Origin of the sequence: Parvularcula maris, assembly GCF_024505085.1 — a bacterium.
In the GTDB taxonomy this organism is placed as follows: Bacteria; Pseudomonadota; Alphaproteobacteria; order Caulobacterales; family Parvularculaceae; genus Parvularcula; species Parvularcula maris.
Window position 1 is genome coordinate 178,516 of record NZ_JANIBC010000001.1, and the last position, 16,914, is coordinate 195,429.

Below are 16,914 nucleotides of genomic sequence, written 5' to 3' on the forward strand. Positions count from 1 at the left end.
CTAGGCGATGAGGGTGATGGCGATGACCGATCCGACGCCCAATATCCCAATGAGGAGGGCGTAGACCGAGTTCAGCGTATGGGTCAGGGACCGGGTCCCCTTCTTGTGCAGGTAGTCATCGATGATGTCGCCAATGCCGATGGACATGTGCAGCGGCACCGAGATGAACCATGCGACCAATAGCGCCGCGATCCACCAGGTGGAGAAGGCGGCCAAGGCCTCTTCGCGGGTGGAGCCAATCATGGTGATCGCGAAGATCACCAGGAAGATCGTCAGCGGCACCTGGATCATGGCGGTCATGCGCTGGCGGGCGAAATGCTTGGTGGCGGAGCTGGCCATCAGTTGGCTCCTCCCAGGGTGAAACCGGCGAAGAAGATGATGGCGGTGAGGACGGGGGCGAGAAGGAAAACCGCCCAGCCTGAGTTGCTGCTGGCGGCACGGGAGATACCCTTACCGGCATCGAAACCGAGATAACGCAGCCCGTTCAGCATGTGGAACATGACCGAGAGGGTGAAACCGGCGAGGATCACCAGCCCGAACCACGAGCCGAGAAAGCCGGTCACGGCATCGTAGAAGCTCTCGGAGATCGCCGCCGACGCCACCCACAGCACCAGAAGCGCCATCCCGGCAGCGTTCGCACCGCCGGTGATGCGCTGCGTGATCGACGCGGCCATGGTCACGGTGAACTTCCACACCTGAAGGTGCGGCGACATCGGCGCGTTCTGGCCGGGAATGAAACTTACCTGGCGGACGGCGTCCTCAGGGGCTCGGGCTGCGGTATCGGACATAGCTTCTCCAGCGCGTTTGCTACCCAATGCCCCAACATGGTGCAAAGCGGCAAGTCCGCGCGGCGGCGGGATAGGAGAAAGTCGTGGAGGAGGGGTGAAGGTTCAGCGCGCCGTCTCACCCAAAGGAGGCATCGGCAGACCCATCCGCTCCTCGACCAGTCCGCGGTAGTAGTCCGCCAACAAAGGCTCGTCGCCGATGGCCTCGATGATCCTGGTCATGGCTGGCCATCCATTGGCGCCGTTGACGAAGATCACCGCCCCCCGGCCCGTATCGGGAGAGACATAGACGAAGGCGTTCTCCCCGAGGTCCGAGCCGGAATGGCTGAGCACCGCATGATCGTCCCAGGAGAAGCTGTGCCAGCCCGCGCTGTGCCCGTAGCTGTCCGGGCAGCGTAGCCAGTCGAACGATGCGCACCGATAGACCGGGTCGCTGTCGAGACTGCCTCGTACGAGCGTACGGACCTCCCAATCCGTACTCAGTGCCGAGCTCTTCTCGGAGAGGGCGGCGATCAGCTTGGCGAAAGCCGGAACGGTCACGACGAGGTCGTCCGCCGCGCTGTTCGCGTCCCCCGCCGCAAGACCAGGATTGGTCGCGGCAATCGTCGTCCACTCACCTTCAGCAGTCATGGGCACGCTCATCCGCCCCTTGGCCCAATCAGGCACGACGCCGAGCGAGATGTCCTCGATCCCAAGAGGCTCGAGCACCTCCTCGCGGGCCAGCCGCGCGAGAGGCTTGCCGGTCTTCGCTTCTGCGTAGCGGGCGACCAGTTCGATACCGGCGCCCGAATAGCTCGTCTTCGTGCCAGGGTCATGGTCGAAGGCCAGCTTTCCGTCTTCGTAGCGGTAGGCCCAGTTGAGAAGACCACCCCGGTGCGCCAGCAACATACGGGGCGTCAGAAGCTCGTAGCGCTCGTCCTGGGACAGGTCGGGATGGCTCACATAGGGCGAGATGGGTTCGTCGAGATCAATCTCCCCTGCCTCGTGAAGGGAGAGCATGGTCTCGGCCGTGAGGACCTTTGCGACGGATGCGACGTTGAAGGCGGTCTTCTCGGTGACGGGCGTGCCGGGCGCCTGCTCGCCGTAATATCCCTGCCAGACCAGATTGCCGTTCTCGACGACAGCGATGCCGATCCCAGCCACGCCTTGCGCTTCGATGAGGCCGGGGACGAGCCGGTCCAGAACGGCCCCGTCGAAGGCGGGCTCACCACCCCTTTCGGTTCCTCGTGCGGCGCCGTCCTGATCCTCGCCCGCCGTGCAACCGAGGAGAAGAGCGATCATCGACAGAGCTTGCAATCTCATTCGTTGTTTCCAGTCGCCAAGGGTCACGACCGCTACACCAACCCCGCTCCGCATGGTCAATTACCCGAAGCTCGTTTCACCCCCCGGCCAGACTGGAAAGTTCGATGGACAGGCAAGCCTGCCCTTGCCATGCTGGCGCCCTCAGGGGTCACCGGAAGGGCAGTCGCATCATGTTCAGGCTCGCAGCCGCGGGGGCGGCGCTTTCACTTCTTCTCACAGCATCGGCAGCGGCGCAGGACCTCCGCCCGGTCACCGAGAACATGACCGCCGCCGATATCGAGCGCGTGCTTAAGGAAGCAGGTCTCAACCCGACGATGACCGAGGATGCCGCAACGGGCGCGCCGGTGGCGACGGGCAATGCCGACGGGGTGATCTTCGTCCTGCGCGCCGTGGACTGCGCAGGCACGCCCCAACGCTGCCAGCAGCTCGTCCTCTTCGCCAATTTCGAGCTGCGCCGCGACATCACCGAGCGCGACTTCCGCGTGGTCAACGGCTTCAACGACAGCGCCGCCAACGGCCGCGCCTATGTCCTGGAAGGCGCGGGCCAGGTGGGGGTCGACTACGTCATCGACCTCACCGGCGGGGTCACCGCCGAGCACATTCAGGGGCGCCTCGGCAAGTGGCCGGAGATCATCGGCACCTTCCGTGAGCAGATGGTGGGTGCTTATACGGGGGTGTGACGCTGTCCTCCCCTGATAGGGGGAGAAGGCTTCCTAAGCCGCATCCTCTTTCGCACGCCTCTTGCGCATATGCGGCTCGAGCTCTCTCTTCCGCAGGCGGATGGTCTTGGGCGTGACCTCGACCAGCTCGTCATCGCCGATATAGCTGATGGCGGCCTCTAAGCTCAGCTTGCGCGGCGGAGTGAGGCGGACGGCGTCGTCCTTACCGGCGGCGCGGATATTGGTGAGCTGCTTAGCCTTGAGGGGGTTCACGTCGAGGTCGTCGGGCTTGGCGTTCTCGCCGATGATCATGCCTTTGTAGACCTTCTCGCCGGGCGAGATGAACATGATGCCGCGCTCTTCAAGGTTCCAAAGGGCGTAGGGCACCGCCTCGCCGTCGCCGTTGGAGATGAGGGCGCCCTGACGACGCGCCTCGATCTGACCCTTATACGGAGCATGTTCGAGATAGGCGCGGTTGACGACGCCGGTGCCGCGCGTGTCGGTGAGGAACTCCGAGTGGTAGCCGATGAGCGCGCGGGCCGGGGCGTGAAGGATGATCCTGGTCTTGCCGCCGCCTGAGGGCTTCATCTCGACAAGCTCGGCCTTTCTTTGGGTCAGCTTCTCGATGACGACGCCCGTATGCTCCTCATCGACGTCGATGGTGACCTCCTCGATGGGCTCGAGGGTCCGTCCGTTCTCGTCCTTTCGCGTCACCACGCGGGGTCTGGAGACGGCGAGTTCGAAGCCCTCGCGGCGCATGTTCTCGAGAAGGACGCCGAGCTGCAGTTCGCCGCGGCCAGCGACCTCATAGGCGTCGCCGCCCTCGGTCTCGGAGACCTGGATCGCGACATCGCCCTCGGCTTGGCGGAAGAGGCGTTCGCGGATGACCCGGCTCTGCACCTTGTCACCCTCGCGGCCAGCCAGCGGGCTGTCGTTCGGCGCCACACGGATCGAAAGGGTCGGCGGGTCGATGGGCTGGGCGGGAAGCGCGTCGTTCACGGAGAGATCGCAGAGCGTATCGGCGACGGATGCCTTCTGGAAACCGGCCAGGGCCACGATGTCGCCAGGCTGCGCCTCGTCGATGGGCTGGCGAGCGAGGCCGCGGAAGGCTAGCACCTTGGTGATCCGTACGCGCTCGATCTCCGAGCCGTCCGCGTCGAGCGCCTTGAGGGTCATGCCGGGCTTGACGCTGCCCTGGTTGACCCGCCCCGTCAGGATACGGCCGAGGAAGTTGTCGGCCTCAAGGGTGGTCGCCAGCATCTGGAACGGCTTCGTGCCAGCGTCGTCGGCGACTGGGGGCGGGGGGACGTGAGCGACGATGCGCTCGAACATCGGCGTCAGGTCCTGGCGCGCGCCGTGCTCTTCCTCATCGGCCCAGCCGTCGCGGCCGGAGGCGTAGAGGACGGGAAAGTCGAGCTGCTCGTCCGAAGCGCCGAGCGCCGCGAAGAGATCGAAGGCGGCATCGAGCGCCGCATCAGGCTCCGCCTGCGGACGGTCCACCTTGTTGAGGCAGACGATGGGGCGGAGGCCCAGCGCAAGGGCTTTCGACAGCACGAACTTGGTTTGGGGCATCGGCCCCTCGGCGGCGTCGATCAGCAGCACGCAGCCATCGACCATGGAGAGGATGCGCTCCACCTCGCCGCCGAAATCGGCGTGGCCGGGGGTGTCGACGATATTGATGCGGACGGGCTCGCCCCCCTTGTCCCAGAGGACGGAGGTAGCCTTGGCGAGGATGGTGATGCCGCGCTCACGCTCGATGTCGCCCGAGTCCATGGCCCGCTCGGCCATCTCCTGGTGCGCTTCGACGGTGCCGGACTGGCGCAGCATCTCGTCCACGAGGGTGGTCTTGCCGTGGTCGACATGCGCGATGATCGCAATATTGCGGAGTTGTTCGGTCATGGCCGGGCCAGTGACCGCTTTTTGTGCACTGCGCAAGAAAAAGCTTGGAGAGGCTTAGCGCTCCGCAGCTCAGTCCCGCTTGAAGGCCGAGCCGATCCGGTTGAGGACCATCTTCGGCGCGGCGGCTACGCGGCCCAGCGTGCTTCCTGCGCTCGGCTCGGGCGGCGCCTCGTTGGAGAGGATCTGGCCGTCCTCGCCGTGGAGGATCAGGCGCACGCCGTTGCGGCCCGCCATCTCGCGGCCGCGCTTCATCGCGTCCTTACAGCGGTCGAAATGCGCCGAGGCGCGAGAGGCGCCGGCCCGTTTGACGTCCCAGCCCGCCTCGTCGCTGCCGGTGATGTGGTAGTTTCCGTCGCTCATGCCGCACCTCCTTACCGGGCTGAAACGGTCAGAGGCGAGCGATGGTTCCCTTTAGGGCATGAAGCCGTGCTCGGTGAGGAAGAGGATCGTGGCGGTCAGGAAGGCAGGCTCGACGGTATCGGTCTTGAGGAACGCGCCGCCGCCGGGCAGCGCGGCGCGCTGATCGCCATGTTCGAGCGTATGGCCGATACCCGGCACGACGATGGTCCGCAGCGTTCCTCCAGCCTCTTCGATAGCGTTCAGTGCTTCCAGGTTCTCGCGCAGCGGAACGATCGGGTCATCCGCTCCGAAGACAGCCAGGTAGGGGACGCTTTCGAGCTCTGACAACAAGGCCGAGGGGTCGTAGCGGAAGCGGCGCAGGAAAAGCCCGTCCATCTCGCCGGGAGAGGAGGGCAGGTCGTCGTTTGCGAACATGCCGGCGTACCACCCCTCCGCCTCGGCCTGCTCCCTGATGGCGGCAAGCCGTTCATAGGCTGCGTCGTCGCCGAGCCGGGGGTCGGTGAGGATGCGGACCGCCTCCTCGGCAAGCGCTGCGGTCTGTGGAGGAAGGCCGTTCGCCTTGGCATAGGGGCGGGCGGAGCCGAGCTGCTGCTGTCTGATCGAGGTGGCGGGGCCTATCCAGGTGATGAGGAAGGCGGGCTTGGGGCCTCGGCCAGCCAGGCGCTTCTCCGTCAAACCTTGCGCGGTCCAGGCTCCTGCCGAGATGCCGCGAAGACCGATACGCGCAGCATCCGTCCGGCGGTGGCGGGCGAGGGCGAGGAACGCGGCTTCGGCGTCGGCCACGGTGCTCTCATGGCTCGCCTCTTCGCAGGTGCCGCCGCTCTCGCCAGCACCGCGTTTGTCGAAGGTGATCGCCGACATGCCGCGCAGAGCGTACTGCTTCGCCTCGCCCAAGGAGCGCGTGCCGCAGCCTCGCCCGTGAAGAAGCACGATGCCCGCGCTTGCCTTCACGCGGGAGGGAAGAACGACCGTGCCGGAGAACTCGGTGCCGTCTCGGCTGGTGAAGCGCACCTCCTCAAGCTCAATGGCCAGGGGCGGCGGGGGCGGGACCGGCTTGAGATGCACCCGGACGCTGCCTTCGTCGCGCGCCACCTCGCCGACGAGCTGGCCGAAGCGGGGGTCCCGCTGCAGCACGGCGTCGCCGCCATAGAACCCTTCGATGACGATGCCTTCTTCGGTCACGCGCACGAGGTCGGCGGAGGGCTCGTACCAGAGCCATTCGGGGAAGCGGGAGACGGCGGTGACAGCCTCGCCGTCCGCCCTCACCTCCATCTCGACCACGATCGGCGTGCCGTCCTGGATGATCGCGCCGGTATAGTGTCCTGCCAGGGGGCGTGCACCCTCCGTCTGGAGCGTCAGCAGCGCGGCCAGCGCGGCGATCATCATCGACATGGCTTCTCCCTCTCCGCGCCAGGGAAGAGATCGCCGCGGGCAGGGTCAAGCCGAGGACGCAGCGCTTCTTGACCGCTACCTCCAAGCCAGCGCAGGGACCTTTCCATGGAGAACCTCCCCATCGCCGAGGCCATCAGGTTGGCCGTGGCGCCGATCTTCCTTCTGGCGGGGATCGGTGCGCTCCTCAACGTCATGACCGCGCGGCTCGGGCGGGTGGTGGACCGCGCCCGGCTTCTCGAAGGCATGATCGAGGCGGGGGAGGAGGCCGACCTCCTCATGCGCCACCAGGTCGAGTTGGCGGTGCTGGGCAGCCGGATCAGGGCCGCCAACCGGGCGATCTACACCACCTCGATCTCGGCGCTCTTCGTCTGCTTCGTGGTCGCGCTGCTCTTCGTGGAGGAGCTGACCTCCAGCATTCCCGTGGCGGCGGAGGCCATTGCGGCGCTCTTCATCCTGACCATGGCGTTCCTCACCCTGGGGCTCGCTTTCTTCCTGCGCGAGATCGCTGTGGCCTCGCGTTCGCTGCAGGTGCGTTCAGAGCTTTTGGGGGAGCAACGTTTGCGCTGAAGGAGTGTTCGCGAGGCGATCTTAGGGAGAGTTCCATGCGCTTTGACGATTTCGGCCAGTCCGACAATATCCGCAACCGGCGCGGCGAGGGGGGATCGAGCCTCGGCGGGGCGGGGCTGGTGGGTCTCTTCTACCTGTTCCGTATGGTGTTCAGCCGGTTCGGCATCATCGGCGTGGTGGTCCTAGGCGCGGGCCTCTTCTTTCTGTCGGGGACGGGACTCAGCCCGCTCGGCTCGAACTCCTCCGGCTCGCACGAGGCCGCAACGTCCGAGTACGATCAGCTCGTCGGCGCGGTGCTCCTCTCCACCGAGAACGTCTTCAACGACGTGTTCCAGGAGGAGGGGCTTGGCGACTATCCCGAGCCGATCCTCAACCTCTTCGCCGGCCGGATCACGACGAGGGGCTGCGGCGGCGCGACCTCGGCGGTGGGGCCGTTCTACTGCCCGGCGGACAGCCAGGTCTATATCGACACGAGCTTCTTCGACGAGCTGTCCCAGCGTTTCGGCGCGCCGGGCGACTTCGCCCAGGCCTATGTCATCGCCCATGAGGTCGGCCACCATATCCAGAACGTCACCGGCATCTCCGACCAGGTGCGCTCCGCCCAGCAGCGGGCCAGGGGCGACGCCGAGCGCAACGAGTACTCCGTGCGCCTGGAGCTGATGGCGGACTGCCTCGCGGGCGTGTGGGCGGGGCGGACGCAGATCCAGCTCGAGCAGGGCGACATCGAGGAGGCTCTGCGCGCCGCCGCCGCCATCGGCGACGACACGCTGCAGCGGAGATCGTCAGGCCGCGTCGTGCCCGACAGCTTCACCCACGGCACGAGCGAGCAGCGCCAGCGCTGGTTCGCCACGGGCTATCAGGCACGGGACATGTCGGCCTGTGATACGCTGAATACGGATCGGTTGTAGGGAGCGCATGGACACAGAGCACGCGAAGTACTGTCTGGAAGGAACAACCTGCCTACCAGACAACTTCGAGCCTTGCTGCGACATTTTCGCTGGTCATACGGCGACTTGCGCCTTCGACCTTCGATACGAGTGGTGGGGCGCGGCGAAAGGCTGGTACATCCGTATCGCGGACGATGCCGGAGGAGGGGGGATCACAATCGCCTGGTGTCCCCACTGCGGCACCCCCCTTTCCTGAGCGCCTACGGACGAAGAAAGCGGTCATCTCGGGGCCGCGTAGCAGAGCTCGAGATCCAGAATCGAAGCGGTTTGATGACGAGATGGTCCCAAAAAGACCGAACCTGACCGATGATGGATTCCGGGCTCACCCTCCGGGTGCCCCGGAATGACTTCGACTTAGACCGCCTGTAGGGCGGAACGCGCAGCGATCCGCCACTTCAGTGGGTAAGGTTGCTAGGCGGATCACCTACGGTGTTCCGCCCTACGTTTTACCAGCCGCAGCTTCTGTCCTCGTTCTGCTCGCCCAGATAGTCCATCAGCGGGCGGAAATACTCGACCATGGCCGAGGCGTCCATCTCGCGGGTGCCGGTGAACTCTTCGAGGCTGTCCTGCCAGGGCTGTGAATTGCCCTTCTCCAGCATCGCGTTGAACTTAGCGCCAACCTCCCCGTTGCCGTAGAAGGAGCAGCGGTGAAGCGGGCCTTCCCAACCGGCCTGGTCGCAGGCGGCCTTGTAGAACTGGAACTGCAAGATGCGGGCGAGGAAGTAGCGCATGTAGGGCGTGTTGCCCGGAATGTGGTATTTCGAGCCCGGATCGAAGGCGTCGGCAGGACGATCGTTGGGCGGACGAATACCCTGGTACTCTTCGCGCAGCGCCCACCAGCCCTCGTTCCACTGATCGGGCTGAAGCTCACCGGAGAAGACCTGCCAGCGCCATTTGTCGACCAGGAGGCCGAAGGGTAGGAAGGCCGCGCCGTCGAGCGCCTTCTGCATCAGGATGGGAAGGTCCGCGTCCTCCGAAGGAAGCTCGTCCAGAAGCCCCACCTGCTGCAGATAGGCAGGGGTGATGGAGAGGGCCACCATGTCACCGATGGCTTCGTGGAAGCCGTCGTTCGGGTCGTTTCTGAACAGATAGTCCTGACCCGCATAGGCGCGCTGGTAGATGTTGTGACCGAGCTCATGGTGCATGGTCTGGAAGTCGTCGGCGTTGACCTCCGTACACATCTTGATGCGGATATCCTCCTCGCTGTCGAGGTTCCAGGCCGAGGCGTGACAGACCACTTCGCGGTCGGCGGGCTTGGTGATCTGGCTGCGCTCCCAGAAGGTCTCGGGCAGGTCGTCGAAACCGAGCGAAGTGAAGAAGCCCTCCGCCGTCTCGGCGATCTTCAAGGGCGTGTAGTCCTGAGCTTCCAGAAGTGCGCCGATATCGACACCCTCAGCCTCGAGACCTTCAGGCTTGACGAGGTCGTAGATCGAACCCCAGCTCTGTGCCCACATATTGCCGAGGAGATCGGCGCGGATCGGCTGGTCGAGGGGCACGACCTCGTCGCCATACTCCTCGTTGAGCTCGTATTTCACCGCGCAGTGAACATTCTCGTAGAGCGGCTTCACCTGGTCCCAGAGGCGGTCGACCTCGGCGGCGAACTCGTCCGGGTCCATATCGTAGTTCGAGCGCCACATCTGTCCGAGGTCGTCATAGCCGAGTTCTTTCGCGCCCTCATTGGCGATCTCGACCATGCGGACATAGTCCTCCTTCATGGGCTTCGACTGCTCGCGCCACTTGGTCCAGACCTCCTCGAGCTTGGCCGGATCGCGCAGCTCGCGCATCAGGGTCTCGGTGCGGTTCTGGGGGACGGTCTCGCCCTCGAACTCGATCGTGCCCGTCGAGTAGGTGTTGCCCAAGCGCGTGGTGATCTCGGCCAGCTCCGACGCCGCGCCGTCGGCGCTTGGGGCGGGGAGGGTGATCGACTGCTTGAGGATATCCAGCTTGCGGCGAAGTTCGGGCGAGAGGTCGAGGCGGTCGTAGCGCTTCGCCTCGTTGGCCCACTCGACGGCCTTCTCGGTCGAGCGGGCGCTGGCTTTCGCCTCCAGCCAGCTCGTATCGTAGGTGATGTTGGTGGCGCGGGCCCAGGCGATGCGGGCGCCCTCCTCGTCCATCGCCTTCTTCTCTTCTTCCACCTTGGCGATGAAGGCCTCGGCGTTCTTCTTCGTGGCGCGCTGGGCAGCGGCGTCGAGGGGAAGCATCAACGCGGTGCCAAGGAGCAGCGCGGCGGTCAGTTTCTTATGCAATTCAGGACTCCCATGGGCGTTTCCAGCCCGTGATGTAGCAGTATGGAACTCCCTTGCCACCTTAGAGACACGCAATTGCAAACGCCTCGCAATTGTGGAAGTGAGGCGGGATGCAGGCCTTCTTCCCCCTCAGCCAGTCCAAGCTTCGCGCCCCGGCACGGATCGTCTCGTTCCGAGGTGACGAAGCGCTCACAGCGCAGCTTCAGGAGCAGGGCTTTGCGACCGGCGAGACGGTGGAGGTACAGAGCCGCGGCCTGTTCGGCGGCTCGCCGCTGGCGGTACGGCTTGGAAGGACGGTGATCGCGCTGCGCAAGTCCGAGGCCGACGCGCTGATGGTGGAGCCGGTATGAGCCCCCTCGACACCGCGCCTCCGGTCGAAGCGGACGAGAAGACGGTCGCCCTGGTCGGCCCGCCCAATGTGGGCAAGTCCACCCTCTTCAACGGCCTCACCGGTGGCCGGGCCAAGATCGGCAACTATCCCGGCGTCACCGTGGAGTTCGCCGAGGGTCAGCTCGGCGAGGCGCGGATCATTGACCTGCCGGGCATCGCCAGCCTGACGCCCAGGGGCGCGGACAGCCGCGTGACCCTCGATGTCATTGGCGGGCGTTCGGAAGCGCTTCCCAGGCCCGACATGCTGGTCATCGTGCTCGATGCGGGACAGCTTCGCCGCCAGATGCCCTTCGCGCGGGAGGTCCTGGCCCTCGGCATTCCCAGCATCGTGGCGCTCAACATGTCCGACCTCGCTATGAGGGACGGCTTCGTCTTCGATACGGGAGCATTGAGTACGGCCTTGGGCGTGCCCGTCTTCGCCACCACCGCCCCCCGCAAGGCCGGGCGCACGGCCATCGGCGAGGCGATCGAGCTCGGCCGTGCGGCCATCTCAAAATCTGACCTTGCCCCGGCGAAGGAGCTCACCGAGCTCGCGGTCACCGCCGAACCGGCGGAGACGAAGGCCGGCGCCGCCGACCGCATCCTCCTGCACCCGGTCGCAGGTCTGGCGATCCTCACCGCCGTGCTCTTCCTCGTCTTTCAGTCGGTCTTCGCCTTTGCCGCCTGGCCTATGGAGCAGATCGAGGCGGGCGCCGCTGCGCTGGCTGGCCTGGTGGAGGCTGCCGTGCCGGAGGGCTGGCTGCAGAGCCTCCTCGTGGACGGTATCATCGCCGGGGTCGGCAGCGTGGTGATCTTCCTGCCGCAGATCCTCATCCTCTTCTTCTTCCTCCTGGTCTTGGAGATGTCCGGCTACATGGCGAGGGCCGCCTTCCTCACCGATGAGCTGATGCGCCGGGCGGGGCTATCGGGCAGGGCGGTGATCCCGCTTCTCTCCAGCTTCGCCTGCGCCATCCCCGGCATGATGGCCGCGCGGACCATGGAGGGGGAGCGTGACCGCCTGGTCACCATCCTGGTCGCGCCGCTCATGACCTGCTCGGCCAGGCTTCCGGTCTATGCGGTGCTCATCGCCGCCTTCGTGCCCGCCACCAAGACCGGACCCCTCAGCACCCAAGGGCTGGTCCTCTTCGGGCTCTACCTCGCAGCAGTCGTTAGCGGTCTCGTGGTCGCGCTGGCGCTCAAGAAGTTCGTGGCTCCGGGCGCGAGGCAGACCCTCATCATGGAGCTGCCCTCCTACAAATGGCCGCAGCCTCAGGACCTCGCCCTCGGCCTTTGGCGCCGGTCGGTGGTCTTCCTCCGCCGGGCGGGCACGATCATCTTCACCGTTTCGGTCGTCCTCTGGTTCCTCATCAGCTATCCCGGCGACACGCTGCGCGAGAGCTTCGCCGGCCGTTTGGGCGGCCTGATCGAGCCTCTCTTCAAGCCCATCGGCTTCACCCTGGAGATGGTCATCGCCCTCGTGCCCGGCCTCGCCGCCCGCGAGGTCGCCGTGGGCGCGCTCGGCACGGTCTACGCCGTTCAGAACGCCGAGGAGAACGAGGCGGGGCTTGCCGCGGTGCTTCAGAACGAGTGGAGCCTGGCTGCGGCCCTCGCCTTCCTCGCCTGGTATGTCTTCGCGCCGCAGTGCATCTCGACCATCGCCGTGGCCCGGCGCGAGACCAACTCGTGGAAGTGGACCTGGTTCATGGTCGGCTACCTTTTCGCGCTGGCCTATCTCGCCGCAGGTATCACCTACTGGACCGCCAGGGTGTTCGGCGCCTGATCATGCTTAACAGAACCCTTATTGCTCCTTAGGCAAAGCTTTATCGCCTTAGGCTAGAAGCGCTCTCAGGGAAGAGAATTGAGAGCATGTTGGGTCAACGGGCGAGAAGGCTGGTTGCAGCCATGGGGCTAGGCGTCGTGTTGCCGGGCTCCGCCGCGGCGGGGCAGGGCGCCTCGCACGACCACGCGCGCATGCTCGTCAACCTCGCACGCTTCGCCGAGTGGCCCGAAGAGAGGGACTACGGCAGCACCTTCCGCATCTGCCTGCGCGACGACGACCCGGCCATCACCGCGTTCTCCTCCGTCGCTGGTCAAGAGGTGCGTGGGCTGACGGTCAGCCTGCATACATTGGCGCCAAGCGCCATGGGCTCGCGGCCCTGCCATGCGGTCTATTTCTCCGCTGGCCTCGCGGATAAGGAGGCGGTCGCCAGCCTCGGACACGAGCCGGTGCTGACGGTCTCGCCGTCTTCGGGCTTCACCGCCATGGGCGGGATGATCGAGCTTCAGACCGGCGGCATCACGCCCACCATCGTGGTCAGCGCCGATGTCATCCGCGACCATCCGCTCAGGATCAGCGCGCAGCTCCTCTCCATGGCAGAGGTGCTGCCGTGATCCCGCCCCTCGCCAGCAAGCTGCCGATCTACTGGAAGATCACCTTCTCCATCATGACGACCACCGTCCTGGTGCTGATGGCATCCTATGCGGGCTTCGTCGTGCTGGAGACCGAGACCTTCCGGCGCGAACTGCTCAAGGACCGCCGGGGCTTCGCGGAGGTCACCGCCACCAATATCGCCGCCGCCGTCACCTTTGACGACCGCCGCGCCATGGAGGCCAATCTCGGTGCCCTGGCGGGGGTGTCGGACATCCAGTCCGCCTTCGTTCTGGGTAAGGACGGCTCGGTCAAGGCGAGCTATGTCAGCCCGACCCTGCCGCTCGGCCAGGACCGCCAGCCGGTGGAGCTGCCCATCGACAAAAGCCTCGGCGCGAGCCTCAAGGGGGCGTTCGCGATCCAGACCCCGGTGATCACGGACGAGGAAACCATCGGTGCCCTGCAGGTCCGGGTCTCCAGCGAGCGGCTGGTCTCCCGCATCGAACGCTACAAGCGCCTCGGCATCGCGGTTCTTCTCTTCGCCCTCGCCATCTCATGGGTGCTGGCGCGCATGGTGGCGAGCTTCGTCACCATCCCGATCAGCAAGATGAACAGCGCCATCGGGCAGGTGCGCGGCGAGCGGGACTACGACCAGCGGGTGGAGAAGCGCTCCGAGGACGAACTCGGGCGGCTGACCGAGAACTTCAACGCCATGCTGTCGGAGATATCCCAGCGCGACCAGACGCTCGAAGAGACCGTCCGCGAACGGACCGAGCAGCTCTTCGTCACCACCGAGAAGGCCAAGGCGGCGAGCCGGGCCAAGTCCGAGTTCCTGGCCAATATGAGCCACGAGATCAGAACGCCGATGAACGGCATGATCGGCATGACCGAGATGCTGCTCAAAACCGACATGACCGCCTCCCAGCGGGACCTTGCCAACGTCATCATGTCCTCGGGCGTGAGCCTCGTCACCATCATCAACGACATCCTCGACTTCTCCAAGATCGAGGCGGGCAAGTTCGAGCTGATCAGCGCGCCCTTCAACCTCAGGGAGGCCATTGATGACGTGGTATCCCTTGTCGCAGGCACCACCGAGGAGAAGGACCTCGAGCTGATCGTCCGCTACCAGCCCGACCTGCCCGAGAGCTTCATCGGCGATGGCGGGCGCATCCGCCAGGTCATCACCAACCTCCTTGGCAACGCCGTCAAGTTCACTGAAGACGGGACCGTCCGTGTAGATATCACCGGCGCCGAACGCCTGGGCAAGGTAGACCTTCACTGTGAGGTCTCCGACACCGGCATCGGCATCGCCAAGGACAAGCTGAGCCGCATTTTCGAGAAGTTCGAGCAGGCTGACGGGTCCTCCGTACGCCGCTATGAGGGCACGGGGCTGGGCCTTTCCATCTCGAAGTCCATCGTGGAGCTCGCAGGCGGTCGCATCGGCGCGACCAGCGAGGAGGGGCAGGGCTCGACCTTCTATTTCGACCTGCAGCTTCCCGCAGAGCCGAGCGGCGTCGAGATCAACATGCCCAAGGGCGCAATGAGCGGCCTCAAAGTGCTGGTCATCGACCATAAGGATCAGACCCGCCAGGTGCTGGACGAGCTGATCGAGAGCTGGGGCGCCATGGTGCAGAGCGCCCCCAACGCCAAGCGGGCGCTCGAGCTTCTGGACAGGGGCCGCGGGCCGGACATCATCATCGCCGACCACGATTTGCCTGACCTCCCCGGCGAGAAGCTGCGTGAGCTGGTCAGGGGCAATGAGAAGATCAGCGACAAGCCGCTCATCGTCCTGGCGGCCCCCTCCCAGATCGGTCAGCCCACGAAGGATGACGGCATGACCGCCTTCGTCTCCAAGCCCTACCGTATCGAGCCGCTGGTCCGCGCCGTGACCGAGGCGATGGTGGCGGCGGGTGCCGAACAGACCAAGCGCCTTCTCGATGCAGGCCGCGTCGACGAGGACGGCAAGGCCCAGGTTCCCGGTCGTCCGCAGGCGGAAGAAGTAGAGGAAACCAAGGCCGAAGGCGTCAAGCTCCTCATCGCTGAGGACAACAAGGTGAACCAGATGGTGGTCACCTCCATGCTCTCCTCCATGGGCTTCGACATCGTCCTCGCCGAGAACGGCAAGCAGGCGGTGGAGGCTTTCAAGGAGCAGCAGTTCGCCCTCGTCATCATGGACGTCTCCATGCCGGAGATGGACGGGCTTGAGGCGACCCAGGCCATCCGAGCCTATGAACGCTCGACAAGCTTCAGACGTGTACCGATCATCGCCGCTACCGCCCATGCGATGGAGGAGGACAAGAAGCGCTGCCGCGAGGCAGGCATGGACGACTACATCGCCAAGCCGCTACGCCAGGACGCTCTCGTCGCGAAGATCCGCCAGTGGATCGCGGAGGACGCGGCCTAGGGGCTGCAGGGGTCCTCATCTCTCCCTAGGGAGAGATCGACATCTTCGATGTCGAGTGAGGGCGAATAGTGAACTGAGCTAAGCACAAAGAACGCTCTCACCCGAAGCCTGCTACGCAGCCTTCGATCTCTCCCGGAGGGAGAGGTGAGCGCAAAGGAAGAGGCTGAAGGAAAACGGTTCGACCCACTCTTCATTCGCTCACGGACTCCATTGCTTTTCCGCGATGTCCTGTGGAAGCTTCGTGTCATGCAACACAACGACATCGCCGCTGAGATCGCCAAGGGCCTCGAAGCGCCAGGCGGGCTGGAGATCGACCTCGTCTCCAGGCCGGATGCCCAGGAACTGCCTTCTGCCTTTCCCGTATCGGACCTGGCTTTCGCCAGTGTAAGCGCTGCTGGTTCTGCGCTCTCCAAGTTCTGCGAAGAGGCCTTGGCGAGGCCGTATGCCCATGCTGTCGACCCGAGCCTGGTCGATGGCTGGTTCGGCATGACTTTGCGCGCGAAGGGGTGGGAGATCCCCTCCGCCTTCGATGCGATTACCGGCGACTACCGTGCGGGGGATGGCTGGATCAGGCTGCATACCATTGCGGACCACCACCGCGCTGGTGCTCTGCGGGTCCTTGACTGCGAGGCTGACCGGGAGGCGGTGGCTAGCGCGGTATCGGGCTGGGAAGCGGGCGAGCTGGAAGCGGCGATCCAGGCCGAAGGCGGTGCTGCAGCAGCGATGCGGGGCCTCGATGCGTGGCGCAGCCATCCAGCAGGGATGGCCGTTGCCGCAGAGCCGCTGGTGCGTTGGGCGGGGAGGCCAGCGCAAAGGGGTGCAAACCTTCCGCACAACCCGGTCCGCCCGCTCGAGGGACTGAAAGTCCTCGACTGCACCAGGGTCCTGGCCGGTCCCGTCTCGACCAGGTTCCTGGCCGCCTGGGGCGCTTCGGTCCTGCGGATCGACCCGCCGAGCTGGGAGGAGCCGGGTCTGGTGCCCGAGGTCTGCGTCGGGAAGAGGTGCGCCGGGCTGGACCTGCGCCGGGATCAGGACCGCGCGCGCTTCACAGGGCTTCTGCGCGAAGCGGACCTGTTCGTTCACGGCTACCGGCCCGGTGCTATCGAGGGGCTCGGCTTCGGTGAGGAGGCGCGGCGCAGCCTCAACCCGGACCTCATGGAGGTGTCCTTGTCGGCCTACGGGCATAGCGGCCCCTGGGCAGGGCGGCGCGGCTTCGACAGCCTGGTGCAGATGAGCTGCGGCATTGCCGAGCACGGTATGAGGGCGGCAGGGAGCGAGAAGCCCTTTCCGCTGCCGGTCCAGGCCCTGGACCACGCAACGGGCTATCTGATGGCGGCGGCGGCGCTGCAGGCCTTGCGGGCGAGGCGGCAGGGCACGATCCTCACCGCCAAACTCTCCCTGGCGCGTACCGCCTGCCTGCTGACGCCCTTCGCGAGGTCCGAAATCACGGGAGAGGGGCACGGTGCCCTTCCGACCGTCGATGAACCTACGTTCTGGGGCGCTGCCGAGAGGCTGCGTTTCCCTGTATCGCTGAATGGCGCAGAACCCTCTTGGCCGGTGGAGGCAGGGCCGCTCCGCCGCCACGAACCCGCCTTCTCCCCTTGACCTCAAGGCTG

General features: G+C 65.6%; 15 protein-coding genes. 8 read left to right on the forward strand and 7 right to left on the reverse strand.

Annotated features, from left to right (window positions below; genetic code table 11):
* The 3 genes from sdhD to NOG11_RS00855 form a co-directional block, all read right to left on the reverse strand.
* Window positions 1-339, reverse strand: a complete 339-nt coding sequence (gene sdhD / locus NOG11_RS00845) for a succinate dehydrogenase, hydrophobic membrane anchor protein (protein ID WP_256617728.1) — start codon at window positions 337-339, stop codon at window positions 1-3.
* Window positions 339-788: a succinate dehydrogenase, cytochrome b556 subunit gene (gene sdhC, locus NOG11_RS00850; RefSeq protein WP_256617729.1), complete on the reverse strand. Its 450-nt coding sequence runs from the start codon at window positions 786-788 to the stop codon at window positions 339-341. Before sdhC ends, sdhD begins: the two co-directional genes overlap by 1 nt.
* A 102-nt stretch (window positions 789-890) precedes the next feature.
* Window positions 891-2,087, reverse strand: coding sequence for a serine hydrolase domain-containing protein (locus NOG11_RS00855; protein WP_256617730.1), 1,197 nt, complete (start codon window positions 2,085-2,087; stop codon window positions 891-893).
* Between the two features lie 170 nt (window positions 2,088-2,257).
* On the opposite strand from NOG11_RS00855, the gene NOG11_RS00860 reads away from it, so the two are divergent.
* Window positions 2,258-2,767 (forward strand): YbjN domain-containing protein, encoded by a 510-nt coding sequence (locus NOG11_RS00860; protein WP_256617731.1) that lies wholly within the window; start codon window positions 2,258-2,260, stop codon window positions 2,765-2,767.
* Between the two features lie 33 nt (window positions 2,768-2,800).
* Here NOG11_RS00860 and typA read toward each other — a convergent pair whose 3' ends face one another.
* The 3 genes from typA to NOG11_RS00875 all read right to left on the reverse strand — a co-directional run bounded on the left by typA (window position 2,801) and on the right by NOG11_RS00875 (window position 6,397).
* On the reverse strand, window positions 2,801-4,645 hold the full coding sequence (gene typA, locus NOG11_RS00865) for a translational GTPase TypA (protein ID WP_256617732.1): 1,845 nt from the start codon (window positions 4,643-4,645) through the stop codon (window positions 2,801-2,803).
* 69 nt (window positions 4,646-4,714) lie between these two features.
* Window positions 4,715-5,005, reverse strand: a complete 291-nt coding sequence (locus NOG11_RS00870) for a DUF2188 domain-containing protein (RefSeq protein ID WP_256617733.1) — start codon at window positions 5,003-5,005, stop codon at window positions 4,715-4,717.
* 51 nt (window positions 5,006-5,056) lie between these two features.
* Window positions 5,057-6,397 (reverse strand): alpha/beta hydrolase family protein, encoded by a 1,341-nt coding sequence (locus NOG11_RS00875; protein ID WP_256617734.1) that lies wholly within the window; start codon window positions 6,395-6,397, stop codon window positions 5,057-5,059.
* 105 nt (window positions 6,398-6,502) lie between these two features.
* On the opposite strand from NOG11_RS00875, the gene NOG11_RS00880 reads away from it, so the two are divergent.
* Both NOG11_RS00880 and ypfJ read left to right on the forward strand, forming a co-directional pair.
* Entirely contained in the window at window positions 6,503-6,964 is a 462-nt protein-coding gene (locus NOG11_RS00880) for a DUF2721 domain-containing protein (protein ID WP_256617735.1), read from the forward strand.
* A 35-nt stretch (window positions 6,965-6,999) separates the two neighbouring features.
* On the forward strand, window positions 7,000-7,872 hold the full coding sequence (gene ypfJ / locus NOG11_RS00885) for a KPN_02809 family neutral zinc metallopeptidase (protein WP_256617736.1): 873 nt from the start codon (window positions 7,000-7,002) through the stop codon (window positions 7,870-7,872).
* 485 nt (window positions 7,873-8,357) lie between these two features.
* Here ypfJ and NOG11_RS00890 read toward each other — a convergent pair whose 3' ends face one another.
* Window positions 8,358-10,112: a M2 family metallopeptidase gene (locus NOG11_RS00890; protein ID WP_370468207.1), complete on the reverse strand. Its 1,755-nt coding sequence runs from the start codon at window positions 10,110-10,112 to the stop codon at window positions 8,358-8,360.
* 155 nt (window positions 10,113-10,267) lie between these two features.
* On the opposite strand from NOG11_RS00890, the gene NOG11_RS00895 reads away from it, so the two are divergent.
* The 5 genes from NOG11_RS00895 (at window position 10,268) to NOG11_RS00915 (ending at window position 16,903) form a co-directional block, all read left to right on the forward strand.
* The gene (locus NOG11_RS00895) at window positions 10,268-10,507 is read left to right on the forward strand and encodes a FeoA family protein (protein ID WP_256617738.1); all 240 of its coding nucleotides are present in this window, start codon (window positions 10,268-10,270) and stop codon (window positions 10,505-10,507) included.
* On the forward strand, window positions 10,504-12,306 hold the full coding sequence (gene feoB, locus NOG11_RS00900) for a ferrous iron transport protein B (protein ID WP_256617739.1): 1,803 nt from the start codon (window positions 10,504-10,506) through the stop codon (window positions 12,304-12,306). The genes NOG11_RS00895 and feoB overlap by 4 nt, the downstream gene beginning before the upstream one ends.
* Window positions 12,307-12,392: 86 nt before the next feature.
* Entirely contained in the window at window positions 12,393-12,917 is a 525-nt protein-coding gene (locus NOG11_RS00905) for a YfiR family protein (RefSeq protein WP_256617740.1), read from the forward strand.
* Window positions 12,914-15,298 (forward strand): response regulator, encoded by a 2,385-nt coding sequence (locus NOG11_RS00910; RefSeq protein ID WP_256617741.1) that lies wholly within the window; start codon window positions 12,914-12,916, stop codon window positions 15,296-15,298. The genes NOG11_RS00905 and NOG11_RS00910 overlap by 4 nt, the downstream gene beginning before the upstream one ends.
* Window positions 15,299-15,544: 246 nt before the next feature.
* Window positions 15,545-16,903: a CoA transferase gene (locus NOG11_RS00915; protein WP_256617742.1), complete on the forward strand. Its 1,359-nt coding sequence runs from the start codon at window positions 15,545-15,547 to the stop codon at window positions 16,901-16,903.
* Window positions 16,904-16,914 lie beyond the last annotated feature (11 nt).

Excerpts from the sequence above, each read along its gene's own strand:
- sdhC (WP_256617729.1), bottom strand. The coding sequence starts at position 788 with ATGTCCGATACCGCAGCCCGAGCCCCTGAGGACGCCGTCCGCCAGGTA.
- NOG11_RS00875 (WP_256617734.1), bottom strand. The coding sequence starts at position 6,397 with ATGTCGATGATGATCGCCGCGCTGGCCGCGCTGCTGACGCTCCAGACG.
- NOG11_RS00860 (WP_256617731.1), top strand. The coding sequence starts at position 2,258 with ATGTTCAGGCTCGCAGCCGCGGGGGCGGCGCTTTCACTTCTTCTCACA.
- NOG11_RS00915 (WP_256617742.1), top strand. The coding sequence starts at position 15,545 with ATGCAACACAACGACATCGCCGCTGAGATCGCCAAGGGCCTCGAAGCG.
- ypfJ (WP_256617736.1), top strand. The coding sequence starts at position 7,000 with ATGCGCTTTGACGATTTCGGCCAGTCCGACAATATCCGCAACCGGCGC.
- NOG11_RS00870 (WP_256617733.1), bottom strand. The coding sequence starts at position 5,005 with ATGAGCGACGGAAACTACCACATCACCGGCAGCGACGAGGCGGGCTGG.
- typA (WP_256617732.1), bottom strand. The coding sequence starts at position 4,645 with ATGACCGAACAACTCCGCAATATTGCGATCATCGCGCATGTCGACCAC.
- NOG11_RS00880 (WP_256617735.1), top strand. The coding sequence starts at position 6,503 with ATGGAGAACCTCCCCATCGCCGAGGCCATCAGGTTGGCCGTGGCGCCG.
- NOG11_RS00890 (WP_370468207.1), bottom strand. The coding sequence starts at position 10,112 with ATGCTTCCCCTCGACGCCGCTGCCCAGCGCGCCACGAAGAAGAACGCC.
- NOG11_RS00895 (WP_256617738.1), top strand. The coding sequence starts at position 10,268 with ATGCAGGCCTTCTTCCCCCTCAGCCAGTCCAAGCTTCGCGCCCCGGCA.
- NOG11_RS00905 (WP_256617740.1), top strand. The coding sequence starts at position 12,393 with ATGTTGGGTCAACGGGCGAGAAGGCTGGTTGCAGCCATGGGGCTAGGC.
- sdhD (WP_256617728.1), bottom strand. The coding sequence starts at position 339 with ATGGCCAGCTCCGCCACCAAGCATTTCGCCCGCCAGCGCATGACCGCC.
- feoB (WP_256617739.1), top strand. The coding sequence starts at position 10,504 with ATGAGCCCCCTCGACACCGCGCCTCCGGTCGAAGCGGACGAGAAGACG.
- NOG11_RS00855 (WP_256617730.1), bottom strand. The coding sequence starts at position 2,087 with ATGAGATTGCAAGCTCTGTCGATGATCGCTCTTCTCCTCGGTTGCACG.